The following is a 15,384-nucleotide window of genomic DNA, read 5'->3' on the forward strand; positions in this document are numbered from 1 at the left end:
CGCCGCCAGGCACAACGCCGAGCCGAGCCTGCGCGCCACGGTCCCCGGCGCGGTCGCCGCGCGCACCCCGCGCCGCCCCGGCATCAGTCCGCCAGCTTCGGCAGGTGCGTGGCCAGCGGGTCGGTGTCCGCCAGCAGCTCGAAGCGCTCCCACAGGAACCCCGGCGCCACCACGCAGCGCATCAGGCAATAGTCGGCCAGCGGACGCGCGGCCTGCCAGGTGCCGGCCGCGATCACCACCGACGGCATGCCACCGCGCTCGCTGGCATCCAGGCGGTAGCGCTGCAGGCCATGCTGCGGATCGAAGCCCAGCAGTTCCAGTGCCCCGCCCTCTTCCCATTGCCAGGTCTCGTCGGCATCGATGCGGTGCCAATTGCTGACTTCGCCCTGCGCCAGCAGGAAGCGGATGGCGGTGCAGGCCGGGCGCAGCGTCTGCTCGTGCTGCACGGTCAAGGCCGAGGTATGCACGCGCGCGTAGCGCCCGCCTTCCGGGTGCGGCAGCAGCGACAGGTCGCGCACCAAGGCGGCGATTCGGAAAGCGGCAGCGCTGGACATGCGTCCAGTCTAATCCGGCGCGTGGCCGTGCGGATGTCAGGCCGCGCCATTTCCTCGGCGGCGGCCGCTCGACGTCACGAGGGGCGCAGCGAGTCCCGTGCAGGCGGCGTGGCGCCCAGCCGCCTGCCATGCCGCAGGCACAGCGCGAAGAACACCAGCAGATCCCAGCTGTACCGCTTGAGCAGGCGCCGCGGCTCGCGCAGCAGGCGGTAGATCCATTCCAGGCGCAGCCGGCGCACCCAGGCCGGGGCACGCCGGGCGGTGCCGGACAGGAAGTCCAGCAGCGCGCCCACGCCGAACGCCAGCGGCACCTGCAGTTGCCCCGCCTGCTGCAGCAGCCAGCGCTCCTGCAGCGGATTGCCGAACGCCACCAGCAGCACGTCGGCGTCGCTGGCGTTGATACGCGCGGCCAGCCCGTCGCCGGCCGCGGCGAACTCGGCATAGCCGTCGCAGGTACCGACCACCTGCTGCCCCAGCGACTGCCGCAAGGTCTGCGCCGCGGCATCGGCCACGCCGGGACGGCCGCCGAGCAGGAAGAAGCGCAGCGGACGCGGACTCTGCCGGCACAGCGCCGGAATCAGATCGGTGCCGTTGAGGTTGCCGGCGAAGCGGCGGCCGTGCACCAGCAGCGCGCCCAGGTCCATGCCGATGCCGTCGTTGACGATGCATACGTCCGCCGCGGCCAGGCGCTCGCGCAGGGCCTGGCACTGCACCACGAAATTGGTGTTGGCGAAGAACACCTGGCGGCGCTCGCCGCGCGCCAGCGCCTGCAGCAACGCGGCAACGAACTCGGTCTCGGTGCTGCGCAGGATCGGATAGCCGCCCAGCGCCAGCACCTCGCCGGTCGCGCGCTCACCAGAGGTCATGCGGAAAGCTCTCCAGCAGGCCGCGTTGCACCGCGGCCAGGTCGAACACGGTATTGCCGCCCAGCGCCACGCATTCCTCCACCGTGTGCCCGGCATGCCAGCGGCCGCGGCCGGTGCCGGCGTAGTAGTCGTCGTACTTGAAGCGGTCCTCGCCGTTGCCCCAGTCCAGGTACACCGACGGCACGCCGTAGGCCTCGGCCAGGATCAGTCCGTGCAGGGAACTGGACACGACCAGGTCGGCGCCGAGCAATTGCCGCACGAAGGCGGCCGGCTGGCGATTCGGCAGCACCAGGTGGTCCTTGTACTGCGCATACTTGTCCAACGGTTCGTTGAAGTGCGGCACCACCAGGAACGGCTGCCGCGCCGATGGCGCCAACAGCGCCTCGCGCGGGAAGAACAACGGCATCAGCAGACCCGGGTCGCCGTAGACCTCCGGCACCTGCAGGCCGCGCTCGCGCAGGAACGCGCGGGTCTTGGGGCCGCGCACCGCACGCACGTCGAGCTGGCGGAAGGTATGGCGGTCGGCGGGAATCTTGCCGTTGACGCCGCTGCCCCACACGGTGTCGCCATCGCGGGCGAAATGCAGCACCGACCCGATCGCGATCAGCCGCGTGCGCTTGTCGCGCTTGTCCAGCAAGGTGCGGTCGCGCTGGCCGAGCACGTTGGAGACGATGATCTTGGAAAGATGATCGCCGACGTTGATCTCGCCGTTCTTCGGCTTCCACCAGAACAGCGCCCGGCGCTCTTCGTAATCGATCCATTTTTGCAATGCGGACATCGGTCCTCCTTGGTTGCGCGGGGTGTACGGCGGACAAGCCGGGGCGTGGACTCAGGCCACGCCGTCGGCGAACAGACGGGTCTCCGGGTAGGCGGCCGGGTCCAGCACCCGGTCAGTGGTGTCGGACCAGCTCAGGCACTGCCGATGGCGCACGTGCGGCGCCTGCAGCGCCTGCCCGATCGCGGCGACGATCGATGCCTCGTCGCCCGGGGTGTAGCCGAAGCGCGACGGATAGCGGCCGACCACGGCATTGGGGCAGACGGCCGGCAGGCCGAAGAAGTCGTACTGCAGCAGCTTCATCGAACTGTCGGCCAGATACGCCGGCACCTGCTCGGACGCGTACGGGGCGATGCCGAAGCGGGCGTGCTTGATGTAGCGGATGGTCTCGGCGTGCTTCATCTCGCCGTACACCACCACGTTGTCGCCATAGCCCGGCGCGCGCCCCATGCCCGAGCCGATCACGTGGAAGGTGACCTGCGGAAAGGCGCGGCTGGCGGCGACGAAGAAATCGGGATCGAACAGCATCGAGCCCACCGCCACCGCATGGATGCCCTCGCCGTACGGCGACGGGTCGCCCAACGTGTGCAGATCGTGGTCCACGCCGTGGCCGACGTGGTACACGTTGTGGCGGCTGGCGACCTCCTCGGCCATCGCCGGCGACACCAGTGCGATCACGTCCAGGCTCTGCGCCACGCGGTCGAATTCGCGCTCGATGTAGTCGGCGACGTTAATCGTGCTCAAGCCGTCGGAGGCGCGGTACACCTTGCGTGCGGTCGGGTTGATCCGCGCCGCCAGCGCGATGAAGGCCACCGCGATGCCGCTCTCGAACACGATCACGTCGGCCTCGCGCATCCAGCGGATCAGCGTGGCCGGCGCGCGCGCCGCGTAGACCTTGAACATCAGGTCTTCCAGCGGCCGCAGCCAGCGCCGCCGGGTGTTGAACGGATGCAGCAGCGCGCGCCACAGGTAGCAGTCCACGCCGTTGTGGCGGACCACCTGGTTGGCGGTGGCGTCCAGCGGCAGGCGCAGGTCGCCTTTGAGCCGCGACAGCAGGCTGTAGCGCAGCGAGAAGAACCGCGTGGGGCCGCGCTTGGCCAGCTCGTCGGCAATGAAGTGGATGTTGGCGCGACGCGGCGTGCGGTAGTCGTGCGCCGACAGCACCAGATAGCACGGCGCACGCCCACTGGTGGCCGCGGCCGGTGCCGATGCGGGCAGCGCCGCTGCGGAAGAATCGCTCATGCGCTCGCTCCTAGGCGGATGGAAGGGAAAGAAAGACGCGGCAGTCCGGCGTTCATCGCGGCCCCCGCGCCTGACGCAACAGCGTACGCATCTGCAGGATCGCCAACACATCGCGGCGGAACGCCGGCCACAGCGCGAATACCAGCAGGCAGCCCAGCGCCATCGCCACCGCGCCGACGATCAGTTGCAGCCACAACGACGCGCCACCCCACTGCTGTGCGGCGAAGTACGCGGCAACGCCGCAGACGCCGTAGCCGAGCACCGCGCGCAAGGCGTTGTTGAACAACTCCCAGGCCGGGATCTGCGGCGCGATGCGCGCGATCCAGATCACCGACAGCGGCCACATCACCAGCAAGCCCAGCGTGTAGCCCACGGTCACGCCCATCACGCCCCACAGCGAGCCGGCGAAGATGCAGGCGATCAGCATCACCCGCCCGACCACCGAATACACCAGTTGCTGACGCATCAGGCCCAGCGCCAGGAACACCCAGTACGTGGCGTAGGAGGCGGTCTGGAAGATGCCGCCGAGGGTCAAAACTTGGAACAGCGGCACCGCCGGCCGCCACTGCTCGCCCAGCACCAGCACGATCAGCGGCATCGCCAGCGCGCAGGCGAAGGAAAACAGCGCCACGATCAGGTGCACCATCACCGTCTGCCCGCGCAGCAGGAAGTTGCCGAAGCGCGGCGGATCGTCCTGCAGCTGCGACAACACCGGCAGCGCCACCGAGGTGGCCGGTGCATTGATCTGGTTCAGCGGCATCATCAGCAGCTGGAACGCGCGGTTGTACAGGCCCAGCGCCTCGGCGCCGATGCGGTGGCCGATGATCACCTGGCCGACGTTGCGGCTGGCATAGCCGAGCAACTGCGCCGCCATCAGGTTCCAGCCGAAGCTCAGGAAGGTGCGCATCGGCGCATCGCGCCGGTAGCCGCGCGGCAGCCAGCGCGCGCAGGCGCCGGCGATCAGCAGATTGACCAGCGCCTGCACCACCTGCTGCCAGACCAGCGCCCAGTAGCCGTAGCCGGCCAGGGCCACGCCGACGCCGGCCAGCAGGCCCAGCACCTGCGCGCCGACATCGCTCAGCGAGACCTGGCCGAAGCGCAGCGCGCGGCTCAGGTGCGCGCGGTACTGCGTGGTCATGCCGTTGAACAGGAAGGTCACCGCCAGCGCCTGCGAGATGCCGAGCAAGGCCGGCTCACGGTAGAAGTGCGCGATCCACGACGAGGACAGGAACACCACGATCGCCAACGCCAGGCCGATGCCGCTGTTGATCCAGAACAGGTTGTCGCGCTGCTCGCGGCTGACGTGCTTGGCCTGGATCGCCGCCGAGGACAGGCCGAAGTCGCGCAGGATCTCGGCCATGCCGACGATCGCCGTCACCATCGCCATCAGGCCGTAGTCGTAGGGCGTCAGCAGCCGCGCCAGCAGAATGATGCCGCCGAACTGCACCACCATCTTGGCCAGTTGCCCGGCCATGGTCACCGCCGCGCCGCCAGCGGCGCGCGCGCCCAGTCCGGGCTGCGGCGCTGCCGGCCGCGGGGTCTCGGCGCTGCTCATGCGTCCTCCCCGCGGCGCGCGGTCAGCGCCTGCAGATAGCTGCGGTAGTGCTGCAGGCCGATGCCGTTCCAGTCGCGCCGCGACAGGTCCGGCACGGCATCGGCCGGCACCTGCTGCGCCTGCGCCAGGGCCTGCGCCAGTTGCGCTGCATCCAGCTCGCCCCGGTACAGCTGCACCCACTGCGCGCCGACTTCGTCGGCGATGGCGGCATTGGCCTCGCTCCACGGCGCCAGCACCGGGCGCGCCAGCGACAGCGCCAGCAGCAGGGTGCCGGAGTTGTGCATCTGCCGGTACGGCAGCACCACCAGTTCCGCCTCGCCGATCTCCTGCGCCAGCACCGCGTCTTCCACATACTGCAGGCGTGCACTGATCCGCGGGTCCTCGGCGCAGGCGCGCTCGACCACGCCGCGGATCTGCGCATCGATCGGGTTGCCGGCGATGCGCAGGCTGAGTTGCGGATCGGGCAATGCGCCGAACGTCGCGATCAACGTCTCCACGCCCTTGTACGGTCGCAGCAGCCCGAAGTGCAGCAGGCGCCCGCGCACCCGCGGCGGTTGCGGCAGCGGCGCGTACCAGTCGCGGTAATGGCCGTGCAGGATGGTGTCGGTGCCCGGCGCGCGTGCGGGCGTGGTCGCATTGATGCGGATCCAGCGCGCGGTCTGGCGGTCGATCCAGCGCAGCAGCAGGCGTTCGCGCCAGCCCTTGTCCTCGTGCGGCGCCACGTTGTGCAGGGTGCGCACCAGCGGCACGCCGGCCAGGCGCAGGCGCAGCAGCAGAACGGCGACACAGAACTGCTTGGCCAGCGTGCCGAGCGCCGTGCGATGCCGCAGCAGGTACTCCGGCCAGTGCAGGTGCAGCACGTCGTAGCGCGACAGCAGCGCCGCGCGCATCGAGAAGAAGCGCAGTTTCACCTGCGGCGGCAGCGCCGCATAGAGCTGGGTCAGGTAGGGATTGGTGGTCGCGGTCGGGCGCTCGGTGGACAGCAGCACGGTGACTGCCGGCGCGGCCTGCTGCGACGTGCCGTGGCGCTGGCTCTCGCCGCTCATCGGCCGCCCTCCGCACCGCCCAGCGCCAGGCGGTATTCGTCCAGATAGGCGCCGACCACGCGGTCCCAGTCGTAGCGATGCGCGTAGGCCATCGCCGCTGCGCGCTGCGCGGCGAAGTCCGCATCGGTGCCGGCGGCGAAGGCACGCACCGTGGCCGCGGCCGCCTGCGCATCGGCCGGATCGACCAGCACGCCCTGCCCCGACTCGCGCTGCAGGCGCGCGAACGGCGGAATGTCGCTGAGGATCGGCAGCAGTCCCGCGCTCATCGCTTCCACCGCGGCCAGGCCGAATCCCTCGTGCCGCGACAGGCAGACGAAGTACTGCGCGCTGCCGAGCAACTGCGCCAGTTGCGCCTGCGTCGGCGCCACCTGCAGGCGTACCCGCTGCTGCAGGCCGCGCTCGGCGATCGCCTGCTGCAGGTCGGCCACGCTGAAGTCGTACTCGCGCCCGGCCACGATCAGTTGCCAGGCCGGATCCTGCGCGGCCAGCGCGCGCACCAGGTCCAGGGTCTCCAGCAGGCCCTTGTTGACCGACCAGCGCCCGAAGTAGATCAGCGTGCGCCCCGGCGTGGCGCTGCCCTGCCCGGCGAACTTGTCCACGTCCACCCCGTTCTCGATCACCCGCAGCCGCTGCGGCGCGACCACCTGCGAGAACAGTTGCCCGTCGTTCTCGCTGGTCGCCACCACCCGCGCATAGGCGAGCGCCGAGGCACGGGTGAGGGTCTTGAACCAGAGCATCTTCAGGCGCGAGGCATAGGTGGTATGGAAGAAACCGCCATGGGTGGACACGATCATCGGCACACGGTGCAGCGGCCGGGTCAGGGCCAGGAAGTCGTAGAAGAAGTCGATGCCATGCACGTGCAGCAGATCGGCGCCGCGCACTGCCGACAGCACCGACGGCGCCAGCGGATAGCGCGAGGAACCACGATACGGCAAGCGCACGATCGGGACGCCCTGATGGCTGTCGCGCGGGGCCAGGCGTTGCTGCGGATCGGTGAACACCCGCTCCAGGCTCACCACTTCGACCTGGTCGCGGCCCTGCTGCAGATGGCGGCGCGCGATATTCAGCACCACCTCCTCCATGCCGCCGACCGACGGATGGAACTGGCGCACCACATGCACCACCTTCATGCCCGGCCTCCATCAAGCCCGTGCGCGGCCCGCAACGCCGCCGTCATGCCGTCGCTCCCGCAACCGCGCTGCGGCGCACGCCGATCATCCACGGCGCGACCCGCACCAGCACCGCGCGGATCGGCACGCTGGCCAGCACCGCCAGCACGCTCACCGACACTGCCCAGGCCGGTCCCCACGCATCGCCGCGGACCAGACCGGTGCGGGCGGCGACGCCGGCCATCACCGAGAACAACAAGGTGTGCGTGCACAGGATCAGCAAGGTGTTGCGCCCGATCCACTGCAGCCAGCCCCAGTGCCGCACCAGCCCGGCGACGCACAGCGCCATGGCGCTGCCGAGCAGGCTGGCGGCGAGGAACCCCAGCGGGGAAGCGCCGAACTTGAGCATGTTCACGTCCACGCGGCCGTTGTGCCAGGCGATCGCGAACCAGGCCGCGCCCAGCAGCACCGCCGCCAGCGCATTGCCGGCCGGCCGTGCCGGCCACCACTGCGCCCGCGTCGAGGCGAGCGCGCCGATCGCGAAGAAGCACAGCGCCACCGGCAGCACGTCCAGGGAGAACGGCAGGCGCATGTCCTGCCCCGGGAACCAGCACGCCCAGCCCCAGGCCAGCGGCAACGACAGCCCGGCCAGCACCGGCAACGACAGCGTCCGACGCAGCGCCAGATACGCCAGCGTGGTCACGAACAGCGCAGGCAGGAACCACAGCGCGGGCATCACGTAGAGCTTGGGCCCGATGCCGCTGACCAGGCCCAGCAGCGGCTCCCACCACGGCCGGTCGCCCCACAGTTGCGCCTTGCTGCCGATGTGCCGGGTCAGCATCCAGTACGCGTAGGCAACGAAGAAGAACGCCACATAGGGCAACAACAGGCTGCGCGCCAGTTTGCCGACCGTGGCCAGGCTCAGCGGGCGATTGCCGAAGGCCTCGCCGACCCAGCCCGACAACAGGAAGAACATCGGCACGTGGAAGCTGTAGGCCAGGATCACGTAGGCGTGCGGAATGCCCTTGGCATGGCCGAACACCACCAGCAGGATCGCGATCGCCTTGGCCGCATCGATGCGCATATCGCGCGGCGCGCTCGCCCGTGCGCTGCGCCCCTGCGCCGGCACGGACGCGGAGACGGCCGTGGCGGGCGCGCTCATGCCGGCACCGCCGGGATGCGCGAGACCGGGCCCGGCCCCGCAGGCAGCGCGGACGCATCGCGCAGGCGCGGCGCCATCTGCCACAGGCACCCGCACACGAACCACCACAGCGCCGCGGTCTTGATCGAGAAATAGCCGTTGGAAACCAGCAGGCTCAGCGAGAAGGCGAAGATCAGCAGGTTCTTGAACAGCTGCCCTTCGATGGTGCGCATCAGCATCGCGAACGAGTACGCCAGCAGGAACGCCAGCACCAAGAGCACCGACTGCGAGGAGATGAAGTAGGCGATGCCGCTGTCGAAGTAGCGGTACGGCTGGTCCACGTCCAGCCCCATCCACGCATCGGCGCTCATCCTGCGGATCGAATCGACGGTGAAGAACACCCGCCCCAGCGTGGTGTCCTCGTAGCTCTGGATGCCCGAGGCCCAGACCAGCAGCCACGCCCCGCCCATCACCGCGAAGAAGATCAAGAAGCCCAGGCGCTGGTCCATGCGCAGCAGCAACGGGCTCAGCAGCGCCATCATCACGCAGGTACCGGCGGCCAGACGCCCGTCCGAGGCCACGATCAGGAAGCCGATCATCGCCACCGAGGCGACGATCGCCAACGGCCGCATCCAGCGCCAGAAGGTCAGCAGGATCGCGGTGAAGAAGATGATGAAGTTGCCCATCGTCACCGGCTCGATGAATACCGAGGAGGCGCGCGGCAGGTTCGACGACGGCAGGAAGTTGCGCGCCCCCGGCCGTGTCGCACTGACGAACAGGTTGCTGTCCTGATTCCAGAAGCTCGACGCGCTGGCGCCGCGCGCGTTGACGAAATAGCTCTTGGGGTTGACCACGTCGCCGTAGACCTTGGGCAGCGCCAGTTCGAACACCGCCACCAGCGACACAAGCAGCGCCATGCGCACGAACATGCGCGGCAGCGAGCCGGTATAGGCCGCGCCGAGCATCAGGAAGGCGAACGGGATCAGCGCATCGCGGAAGAACTTCGGATCCAGCGTCCACGCCATGAACAGGCGCACCAGCATCAGCAGCGCCAGCAGCGCGATGCCGGTGAACACCATCGCCATGCGCTTGCGGTCCAGCGCGCGCATGCCAAGCAGGAAACACGCCGCATAGACCGCCAGTTCCACCGCATAGGTCATCGCCGGGCTGACCCGGAACACCTTGGCGTTGATCACGGCCAGCACGAAGTTGTAGCCGACGGCGAACAACAGCACCAGCTCGATCAGCAGGTTGCGGCGCTGCTCGCGCAGCGGCATGTCCGGCACGCTCAGCATGCGCACCTCGCTGCGGCGGCGGCGCGTTGCACGCCAACGCGGCCATCGGCTGCCGTCACGCGCGGCAGAAACGTGTCGCGCGCCACGTCATTCGACGCAGGCAGCACGGGAACGACGGCGACGCGGAGGCGGCGCCGGCGCTGTACACGGTCGGCGGGAAGAAGACGCATCGGGCGCATCAGTAGGCGGTCTTCTGCCCGAGCACCTTGAACGCGGTCAGCACGATGATCCGCGTGTCCAGCCACAACGACCAGCGGCGGATGTAGTCCAGGTCGTACTGGATGCGCTTCTTCATCGTGCGCAGTTCCGGCGTCTCGCCGCGGAAGCCGTTCACCTGCGCCCAGCCGGTGATCCCCGGCTTGACGTAGTGCCGCTGCATGTAATGGTGGATCAGCTTCTCGTAGTGGGTGTTGTGCTGCGCCGCGTGCGGACGCGGGCCGACCACCGACATGCTGCCACCGAGCACGTTGAACAGCTGCGGCAGCTCGTCCAGGCTGGTGCGGCGCAGGAACGCGCCGAAGCGGGTCACCCGGCTGTCGCCGCGCGTGGCCTGCACCACCACGTCGCTGGGCTCCTGCTGCACGCGCATGGAGCGGAACTTGTACATGTAGAACTCGCGCCCGCCCAGGCCGTGGCGGCGCTGGCGGAAGAACACCGGACCCGGCGAGCTCAGCTTCACGCCCACCGCGATCGCCAGCATCAGCGGCCACAGCACGGCCAGTGCGGCCAGCGCCACCAGCTTGTCCTGCAGCGCCTTGGCGACCACGAAGTAAGTGTTGCGGTCCACGCCGCCCTGGCGCAGGTTGATCACCGGTACGTTGCCGATCTGGTCGCCGGACTGGTTGAGCATACCGAAGTCGAACAGATCGGGAATCAACCGGACCTGGATCGGATAGCGGTCCATGCGCTGCAGCAGCTGCTTGATGTGGTCGCGCTCGCCCAGCGGCAACGAGATCCACACCTGCTCGACCTGGTGGTCGTCGAGGTAGTCGATCAGCGCGTCGGCGGTTCCCTCGCCCAGGCACTGCAGCTTCTGCGGATGGTCGGCCACCGACAGGTCGTAGTCGCTGCTGAAGTAGCCCACCACCTGCATGCCCACCCAGGGATTGCGGCTCAGGTAGTTGTGGATCTTCACCACCGGATGGCGCAGGCCAATCACGACCACGCGCTGCACGTCCACGCCTTCCGAGCGCAGCCGGTTGAGCACGCCGCGCACCAGGGTGCGCGAGAGCAGCAGCGTCGCCAGGCTGGTGACGAACCAGGTGCCGATCCACAGGCGCGAGACCTGCTGACCGAACTGCACCACGAAGGCATGCATGGCGAACAGGGCGAACACGCCGCCACAGGCCAGGCTCAACACCATCATCTCGCGCAGCAGGCCACGCCCGCGCCAGCTGCGGTACAGCGGGAACAGCGCGAAGCAGATCACCGCGTACAGCAGGGTGGTGCCGATCGCCACCCGGTAGGCCGGTTCCGGCATCCAGGTGCCGAACAGCAACCGGTGGGTGAGCAACGCGCCGCCGACCATGACGGTCAGGTCGGACACGCGCAACAGGATGTCTGCCGCGGCCGCGTACTTGGACAACATGCGCGGCGAGGAGGTCGTATAGGTGGCGCTACTCAGGTCTGCCAAAAGCATGATCGGGATTCCTATCCAAACCCGGTCGATCGGCATGCGGGGGAACATGCGACGCCGCCGGGCCTCGATTTCGCCTGCCTGTGGACCGCTGCGGCGCCTCCCTCGCCGACCCCAGGTCCACGGCAGCCCGTGATTACTTCAACAGAACAACGTCTTCGTACAACCGCGCTGGAAAATAATGGAGCACCTCATTGCCTAGCTGAACCACGTATCACCTCACTGAAGACTGTGCGTCGAACCGATGCCGTTGTGTGCGGTGCGGCACGCACCCGCGCCTCGCGCGGTGCGGCGCGCCATGGCACCGCGACATCACGCCGATGCCGCCGCCGCGGCTTCGGCCTCGCGGATGAAGTAGCGCACCAGCGCCACCGCCACCGCCAGGAACAGGCCGAACACGAAGGCCAGCGCCAGGCCGAGCAGCTTCTTCGGCGAACTCGGCTTGCCCGGCACATCGGCGCGGTCGACGATCGAAATGTTGTTGGTGCCCACGTTGCCGACCACGCCGATCTCCTTGTAGCGCTGCAGCAGCGCGTCGTAGAGCTGGCGGTTGGTATCGGCCTCGCGGCGCAGCATGGTGTAGCGGATGCTGCGGGTCTGCAGGTCCAGTTCGTCGTTCTTCAGGGCGGCGATGCGGTCGGCCAGCAAGGTTTCCTGCTGACGCGCCGATTCATAGTCGTTCTTCAACGCGCTGCGGATGTTGGCGACCTCGTCGGCGATCTGCCGCTTGGTCTCGGCGATCTGGTTCTGCAGGCGCTGCATCTCCGGGTAGCCGGGCTGGAACGTCGCCAGCTTCTGCTGGTAGTCGGCGGTCATCTTGGCCTGCTCGGCGCGCAGATTCTGGATCAACGGGTTGCTGACCACCTGCGGCAGGCCCATGCCGTCGCCGATGCCGGCCTGGCGCCAGGCCGCCTCGGCCTTGATCCGCGCATCCTGCGCCGCGGCCAGGCGCACATTCAGTTCGCTCATGTTCTGCGTCGGCAGCGAGGGCTTGTCCTCGCCCATCGACACGATCTGTTCCTGGCTGGAATAGTCGACCGCGTTCTTCTCCGACTCCTCGACCTTGTCGCGCAGCTGCGCCAGGCGTTCGGACAGGTAGCGCGCGGCGAACGAGGACGCCTGCAGCCGGCGTTCCTGGGTCGAGGCGATGAACATCTTGGCGTAGGTGTTGGCCACGCGCGTGGCCAGCACGCGGTCGGGCGAATCGAAGTTGATCCGCACCAGCCGCGAGTCGCGCACCGGCTCGATGGTCAACGCATCCAGCACCGGGCCGACCAGCGCGTTCTCCGCCGCGGCGGCGCGCGCCTGCGGCGTCGGCGCACGCCCGTCGCCGTTGTCCTGCAGCTTCTCCAGGGCTTCGTCGACCAGCGGCTTGAACGCCGGCGCCTCGGTCAGCTTGGCCTCGCGGATCACCTGCCGCGCCAGCGACCGGCTGCCGAGCAGTTCGTACTGGGTCTGGTAGAAGTCGCGATCCTGCGGCGATTCCACCGGCATCAGGTTGGCGACATTGGCGACGTTGAGCGATTCGCGCTCGATCTGCAGCACGCTGGTGGCGCGGTACTTGGGCGTCATCAGCAGGAGGACCAGCAACGCCAGCAGGACGACTGCCCCGGTGATGCCGACGATCAGCCAACGCTGCCGGTACAGCGCATTCCAGTAATCCAGCAGGCCGATGTCGGCCGGGCTCAGCGGCGTGCCCACAGGACGCGGGCGCGGCGCGGAAACGGGAGGCAAGGTGGAGGCGCTCATCGGTAGGCCCTCCAGACCATCACGAACGGGGTCAGCTGCACCACGGTGCGCAGCAATACCAGCGCATCGGAGCGGTACACCACCACGATGTCGCCGCCGTAGATCGCCGGATCCGGCGCGGCGCCCTTCTGGATCTCGCGCAGATCGAAACGCGCCAGCATCTTCTGTCCACCGACGGTGCGGAACACCACCACATTGCCGCGGCTGGCCACGTCGCTGACGCCCTTGCCCAGCGACAGCGCCTGCTGCAGGGTCAAGGCGGAGCCCTGGATGGGATAGATGCCCGGCTCGCTGACCGCGCCGGTGACCGTGACCCGGTTGCCGGTGAACTCGTCGACCAGCACCGACACCTGCGGGTTCTGCAGATAGCCATTGCGGTAGCGGTCGGCGATCTCCTTCTGCAGCGCATTGACGCTGGAGCCGGCGGCCTTCACGTCGCCGATCAGCGGCAGCGAGATGCGGCCCTCGTTGTCGACCCGCACCTGCCGTTCCAGGTCATCGACCTGGAACACCTTGACCGTGAGCAGGTCGCCCGGGCCGAGCAGGTATTCCGGCTTGCCCATTGAAGCGGCAAGCGGATCGCCCGCCGGCAGATCGGTACGCATCGCCGGCCCGCTGCTGCATGCAGACAGCAGCCCCAGGCAGAACAGGGCCAGCGCCCAGTGGAAGGTCACGGAAAGTTTACCCATGCGCGATGCTGATGCCCTCTGTCGATTGGTTTTCGAAGCGCCGCACTCCCCCAGCCGGCCAGGGTTCCGTTCCCGGTCGGAGGATGATTGCGGTGTCAATTCCTGCCTGGGAAGAACGGCCCTGGCCAACAGCGAAGCTTCGTGTTGCAACGCACTATGGCACAGGCATCTGCCGCCACCAAGGCGTTACCCGACATTTTTTTGACGCAGTAACGCGAGGGTTCAACTACATGTCCGGCTATTCAGCGTAGCAAGGACCCGTGAACGTTCCATCGACGCGATGTTAACGTGATCAATGTCAATGCATTGACGCTGCGTAGCTCCCAGTTCCCATGGGGCTTTCCGCTCTGGTGCGGCGACGACCTCGTCGCGGGACAGCGCAATCCCGCGCATTTTGTCTACGGCGACGCGCCCGCCTCCCTGCGCCGATACAGATCGCCCTATGTCGCGATACCGACACGCATTGCCATCCCGGCGGGCACCCCATTCCCCACATCGGCCATACGCGCGCCGCCGATCCGACGCGCCCAAACAAAAAGGCCCATGTCGCAGACATGGGCCTTCGAAAGATGGTCGGGGTAGCCGGATTCGAACCGACGACCACTAGTCCCCCAGACTAGTGCGCTACCAGGCTGCGCTATACCCCGGTGTGTTGCGTCTCCGCCGTCATGGCGGACCCGCCTTGCGGCGAGCTGGCGATTATAGCGGGTTTGCCGCGGCCATTCCTAGCGGCAGCAGCACCACCATGGCTCACCGCCGCAGCAACTGCAGGACTTCTTCCAGCTCCTGCCGCACCTGCTTGATGATCTGGTTGCTCAGCGCCGATTCCTGGCGGGCACCCTCGCCTTCCAGGCGCAGGCGCGCGCCGCCGATGGTATAGCCCTGTTCGTACAGCAGGCTGCGGATCTGCCGCACCATCAGCACGTCGTGGCGCTGGTAGTAGCGCCGGTTGCCGCGCCGCTTGACCGGTTCCAGGCTGGGGAATTCGGTCTCCCAGTAGCGCAGCACATGCGGCTTGACGTCGCACAGCTCGCTGACCTCACCGATGGTGAAGTAGCGCTTGGCCGGAATCGGCGGAAGTTCGCGGTTACTGCCCGGGTCCAGCATAAGCCTCCACTCGCTCCTTGAGCTTCTGTCCGGGGCGGAAGGTCACCACCGTCCGCGCCGAAATCGGGATCTCTTCGCCGGTCTTGGGATTGCGGCCGGGCCGTTGGTTCTTGCGGCGCAGGTCGAAGTTGCCGAAACCGGACAGCTTCACCTGCCGCCCCTGCTCGAGCGCATCGCGCAGCACGTCGAAGAACGCATCGACGAATTCCTTGGCCTCGCGCTTGTTCAGCCCGACTTCGTCGAACAACCGCTCGGCCATTTCCGCTTTGGTCAACGCCATCGCCCTGCTATCCCCTGTCCTTCTCAACCACGCATCCGCGCGTCGTGTTCCCGCGCCAGCGCGGCCACCGCATCGGCGACCACCGCCTCCACGTCGCGGTCTGTCAGAGTGCGCGTGTTGTCCTGCAAAATCAAGCCCATAGCGAGACTCTTGCAACCAGCCTCGACCCCCGCACCGACGTAGCGGTCGAACAGCACGACCTCGCGCAGCAAGGGCCCCACCGCCGCGCGCACGCTGCGCGCCAGCGCCGCCCAACTCACCGCGTCCGGCACCACGACCGCCAGGTCGCGGCGCACCGACGGGAACCGCGACAGCTCGGCGGCGCGCGGCAGGGCACGCG

Annotated in this window: 14 protein-coding genes, 1 tRNA gene and 1 pseudogene; all 16 read right to left on the reverse strand. The window is 68.4% G+C overall.

The features are described from left to right. Positions 1-83: 83 nt before the first annotated feature. On the reverse strand, positions 84-554 hold the full coding sequence (locus D183_RS0118080) for a cupin domain-containing protein (protein WP_026144618.1): 471 nt from the start codon (positions 552-554) through the stop codon (positions 84-86). Positions 555-628: 74 nt separating this feature from the next. Then, entirely contained in the window at positions 629-1,420 is a 792-nt protein-coding gene (locus tag D183_RS0118085; RefSeq protein ID WP_017910239.1) for a WecB/TagA/CpsF family glycosyltransferase, read from the reverse strand. Then, positions 1,407-2,198: a polysaccharide pyruvyl transferase family protein gene (locus tag D183_RS0118090; RefSeq protein ID WP_017910240.1), complete on the reverse strand. Its 792-nt coding sequence runs from the start codon at positions 2,196-2,198 to the stop codon at positions 1,407-1,409. Before D183_RS0118090 ends, D183_RS0118085 begins: the two co-directional genes overlap by 14 nt. Positions 2,199-2,249: 51 nt before the next feature. Then, positions 2,250-3,437 carry a GumK N-terminal domain-containing glycosyltransferase gene (locus D183_RS0118095; RefSeq protein ID WP_017910241.1) on the reverse strand — a complete coding sequence of 396 codons (1,188 nt, stop codon included), beginning with the start codon at positions 3,435-3,437 and terminating at the stop codon, positions 2,250-2,252. A gap of 52 nt (positions 3,438-3,489) precedes the next feature. Beyond that, positions 3,490-4,992: a lipopolysaccharide biosynthesis protein gene (locus D183_RS0118100; RefSeq protein WP_017910242.1), complete on the reverse strand. Its 1,503-nt coding sequence runs from the start codon at positions 4,990-4,992 to the stop codon at positions 3,490-3,492. Further along, positions 4,989-6,038 carry a GDP-mannose--glycolipid 4-beta-D-mannosyltransferase gene (locus D183_RS0118105; RefSeq protein WP_017910243.1) on the reverse strand — a complete coding sequence of 350 codons (1,050 nt, stop codon included), beginning with the start codon at positions 6,036-6,038 and terminating at the stop codon, positions 4,989-4,991. Before D183_RS0118105 ends, D183_RS0118100 begins: the two co-directional genes overlap by 4 nt. After that, positions 6,035-7,168: a glycosyltransferase family 4 protein gene (locus D183_RS0118110; protein ID WP_017910244.1), complete on the reverse strand. Its 1,134-nt coding sequence runs from the start codon at positions 7,166-7,168 to the stop codon at positions 6,035-6,037. The genes D183_RS0118105 and D183_RS0118110 overlap by 4 nt, the downstream gene beginning before the upstream one ends. A 43-nt stretch (positions 7,169-7,211) precedes the next feature. Next, the gene (locus tag D183_RS0118115) at positions 7,212-8,309 is read right to left on the reverse strand and encodes an acyltransferase family protein (protein WP_017910245.1); all 1,098 of its coding nucleotides are present in this window, start codon (positions 8,307-8,309) and stop codon (positions 7,212-7,214) included. After that, positions 8,306-9,583, reverse strand: a complete 1,278-nt coding sequence (locus tag D183_RS0118120; protein WP_017910246.1) for a hypothetical protein — start codon at positions 9,581-9,583, stop codon at positions 8,306-8,308. Before D183_RS0118120 ends, D183_RS0118115 begins: the two co-directional genes overlap by 4 nt. A gap of 178 nt (positions 9,584-9,761) precedes the next feature. Continuing rightward, on the reverse strand, positions 9,762-11,222 hold the full coding sequence (locus tag D183_RS0118125; protein WP_017910247.1) for an undecaprenyl-phosphate glucose phosphotransferase: 1,461 nt from the start codon (positions 11,220-11,222) through the stop codon (positions 9,762-9,764). A 309-nt stretch (positions 11,223-11,531) separates the two neighbouring features. Then, positions 11,532-12,968, reverse strand: a complete 1,437-nt coding sequence (locus tag D183_RS0118130; protein ID WP_026144620.1) for a GumC family protein — start codon at positions 12,966-12,968, stop codon at positions 11,532-11,534. Then, positions 12,965-13,657, reverse strand: coding sequence for a polysaccharide biosynthesis/export family protein (locus D183_RS0118135; protein ID WP_026143621.1), 693 nt, complete (start codon positions 13,655-13,657; stop codon positions 12,965-12,967). The genes D183_RS0118130 and D183_RS0118135 overlap by 4 nt, the downstream gene beginning before the upstream one ends. 570 nt (positions 13,658-14,227) lie before the next feature. Then, positions 14,228-14,304, reverse strand: a tRNA-Pro gene (locus D183_RS0118140). Positions 14,305-14,407: 103 nt separating this feature from the next. Next, positions 14,408-14,764 (reverse strand): MerR family transcriptional regulator, encoded by a 357-nt coding sequence (locus D183_RS0118145; protein WP_009597860.1) that lies wholly within the window; start codon positions 14,762-14,764, stop codon positions 14,408-14,410. Next, the gene (locus D183_RS0118150) at positions 14,745-15,044 is read right to left on the reverse strand and encodes an integration host factor subunit alpha (RefSeq protein ID WP_003466661.1); all 300 of its coding nucleotides are present in this window, start codon (positions 15,042-15,044) and stop codon (positions 14,745-14,747) included. Before D183_RS0118150 ends, D183_RS0118145 begins: the two co-directional genes overlap by 20 nt. A gap of 23 nt (positions 15,045-15,067) precedes the next feature. After that, positions 15,068-15,384, reverse strand: a pseudogene (locus D183_RS25195) (phenylalanine--tRNA ligase subunit beta); the annotation flags it as partial.

It is taken from the genome of Xanthomonas sp. SHU 199 (assembly GCF_000364665.1).
Lineage (GTDB): Bacteria > Pseudomonadota > Gammaproteobacteria > Xanthomonadales > Xanthomonadaceae > Xanthomonas_A > Xanthomonas_A sontii.

Coding starts and splice junctions, on each gene's coding strand:
- D183_RS0118120 (WP_017910246.1), bottom strand. CDS start 9,583: ATGCTGAGCGTGCCGGACATGCCGCTGCGCGAGCAGCGCCGCAACCTG.
- D183_RS0118135 (WP_026143621.1), bottom strand. CDS start 13,657: ATGGGTAAACTTTCCGTGACCTTCCACTGGGCGCTGGCCCTGTTCTGC.
- D183_RS0118115 (WP_017910245.1), bottom strand. CDS start 8,309: ATGAGCGCGCCCGCCACGGCCGTCTCCGCGTCCGTGCCGGCGCAGGGG.
- D183_RS0118085 (WP_017910239.1), bottom strand. CDS start 1,420: ATGACCTCTGGTGAGCGCGCGACCGGCGAGGTGCTGGCGCTGGGCGGC.
- D183_RS0118130 (WP_026144620.1), bottom strand. CDS start 12,968: ATGAGCGCCTCCACCTTGCCTCCCGTTTCCGCGCCGCGCCCGCGTCCT.
- D183_RS0118110 (WP_017910244.1), bottom strand. CDS start 7,168: ATGAAGGTGGTGCATGTGGTGCGCCAGTTCCATCCGTCGGTCGGCGGC.
- D183_RS0118125 (WP_017910247.1), bottom strand. CDS start 11,222: ATGCTTTTGGCAGACCTGAGTAGCGCCACCTATACGACCTCCTCGCCG.
- D183_RS0118080 (WP_026144618.1), bottom strand. CDS start 554: ATGTCCAGCGCTGCCGCTTTCCGAATCGCCGCCTTGGTGCGCGACCTG.
- D183_RS0118150 (WP_003466661.1), bottom strand. CDS start 15,044: ATGGCGTTGACCAAAGCGGAAATGGCCGAGCGGTTGTTCGACGAAGTC.
- D183_RS0118095 (WP_017910241.1), bottom strand. CDS start 3,437: ATGAGCGATTCTTCCGCAGCGGCGCTGCCCGCATCGGCACCGGCCGCG.
- D183_RS0118105 (WP_017910243.1), bottom strand. CDS start 6,038: ATGAGCGGCGAGAGCCAGCGCCACGGCACGTCGCAGCAGGCCGCGCCG.
- D183_RS0118090 (WP_017910240.1), bottom strand. CDS start 2,198: ATGTCCGCATTGCAAAAATGGATCGATTACGAAGAGCGCCGGGCGCTG.
- D183_RS0118100 (WP_017910242.1), bottom strand. CDS start 4,992: ATGAGCAGCGCCGAGACCCCGCGGCCGGCAGCGCCGCAGCCCGGACTG.
- D183_RS0118145 (WP_009597860.1), bottom strand. CDS start 14,764: ATGCTGGACCCGGGCAGTAACCGCGAACTTCCGCCGATTCCGGCCAAG.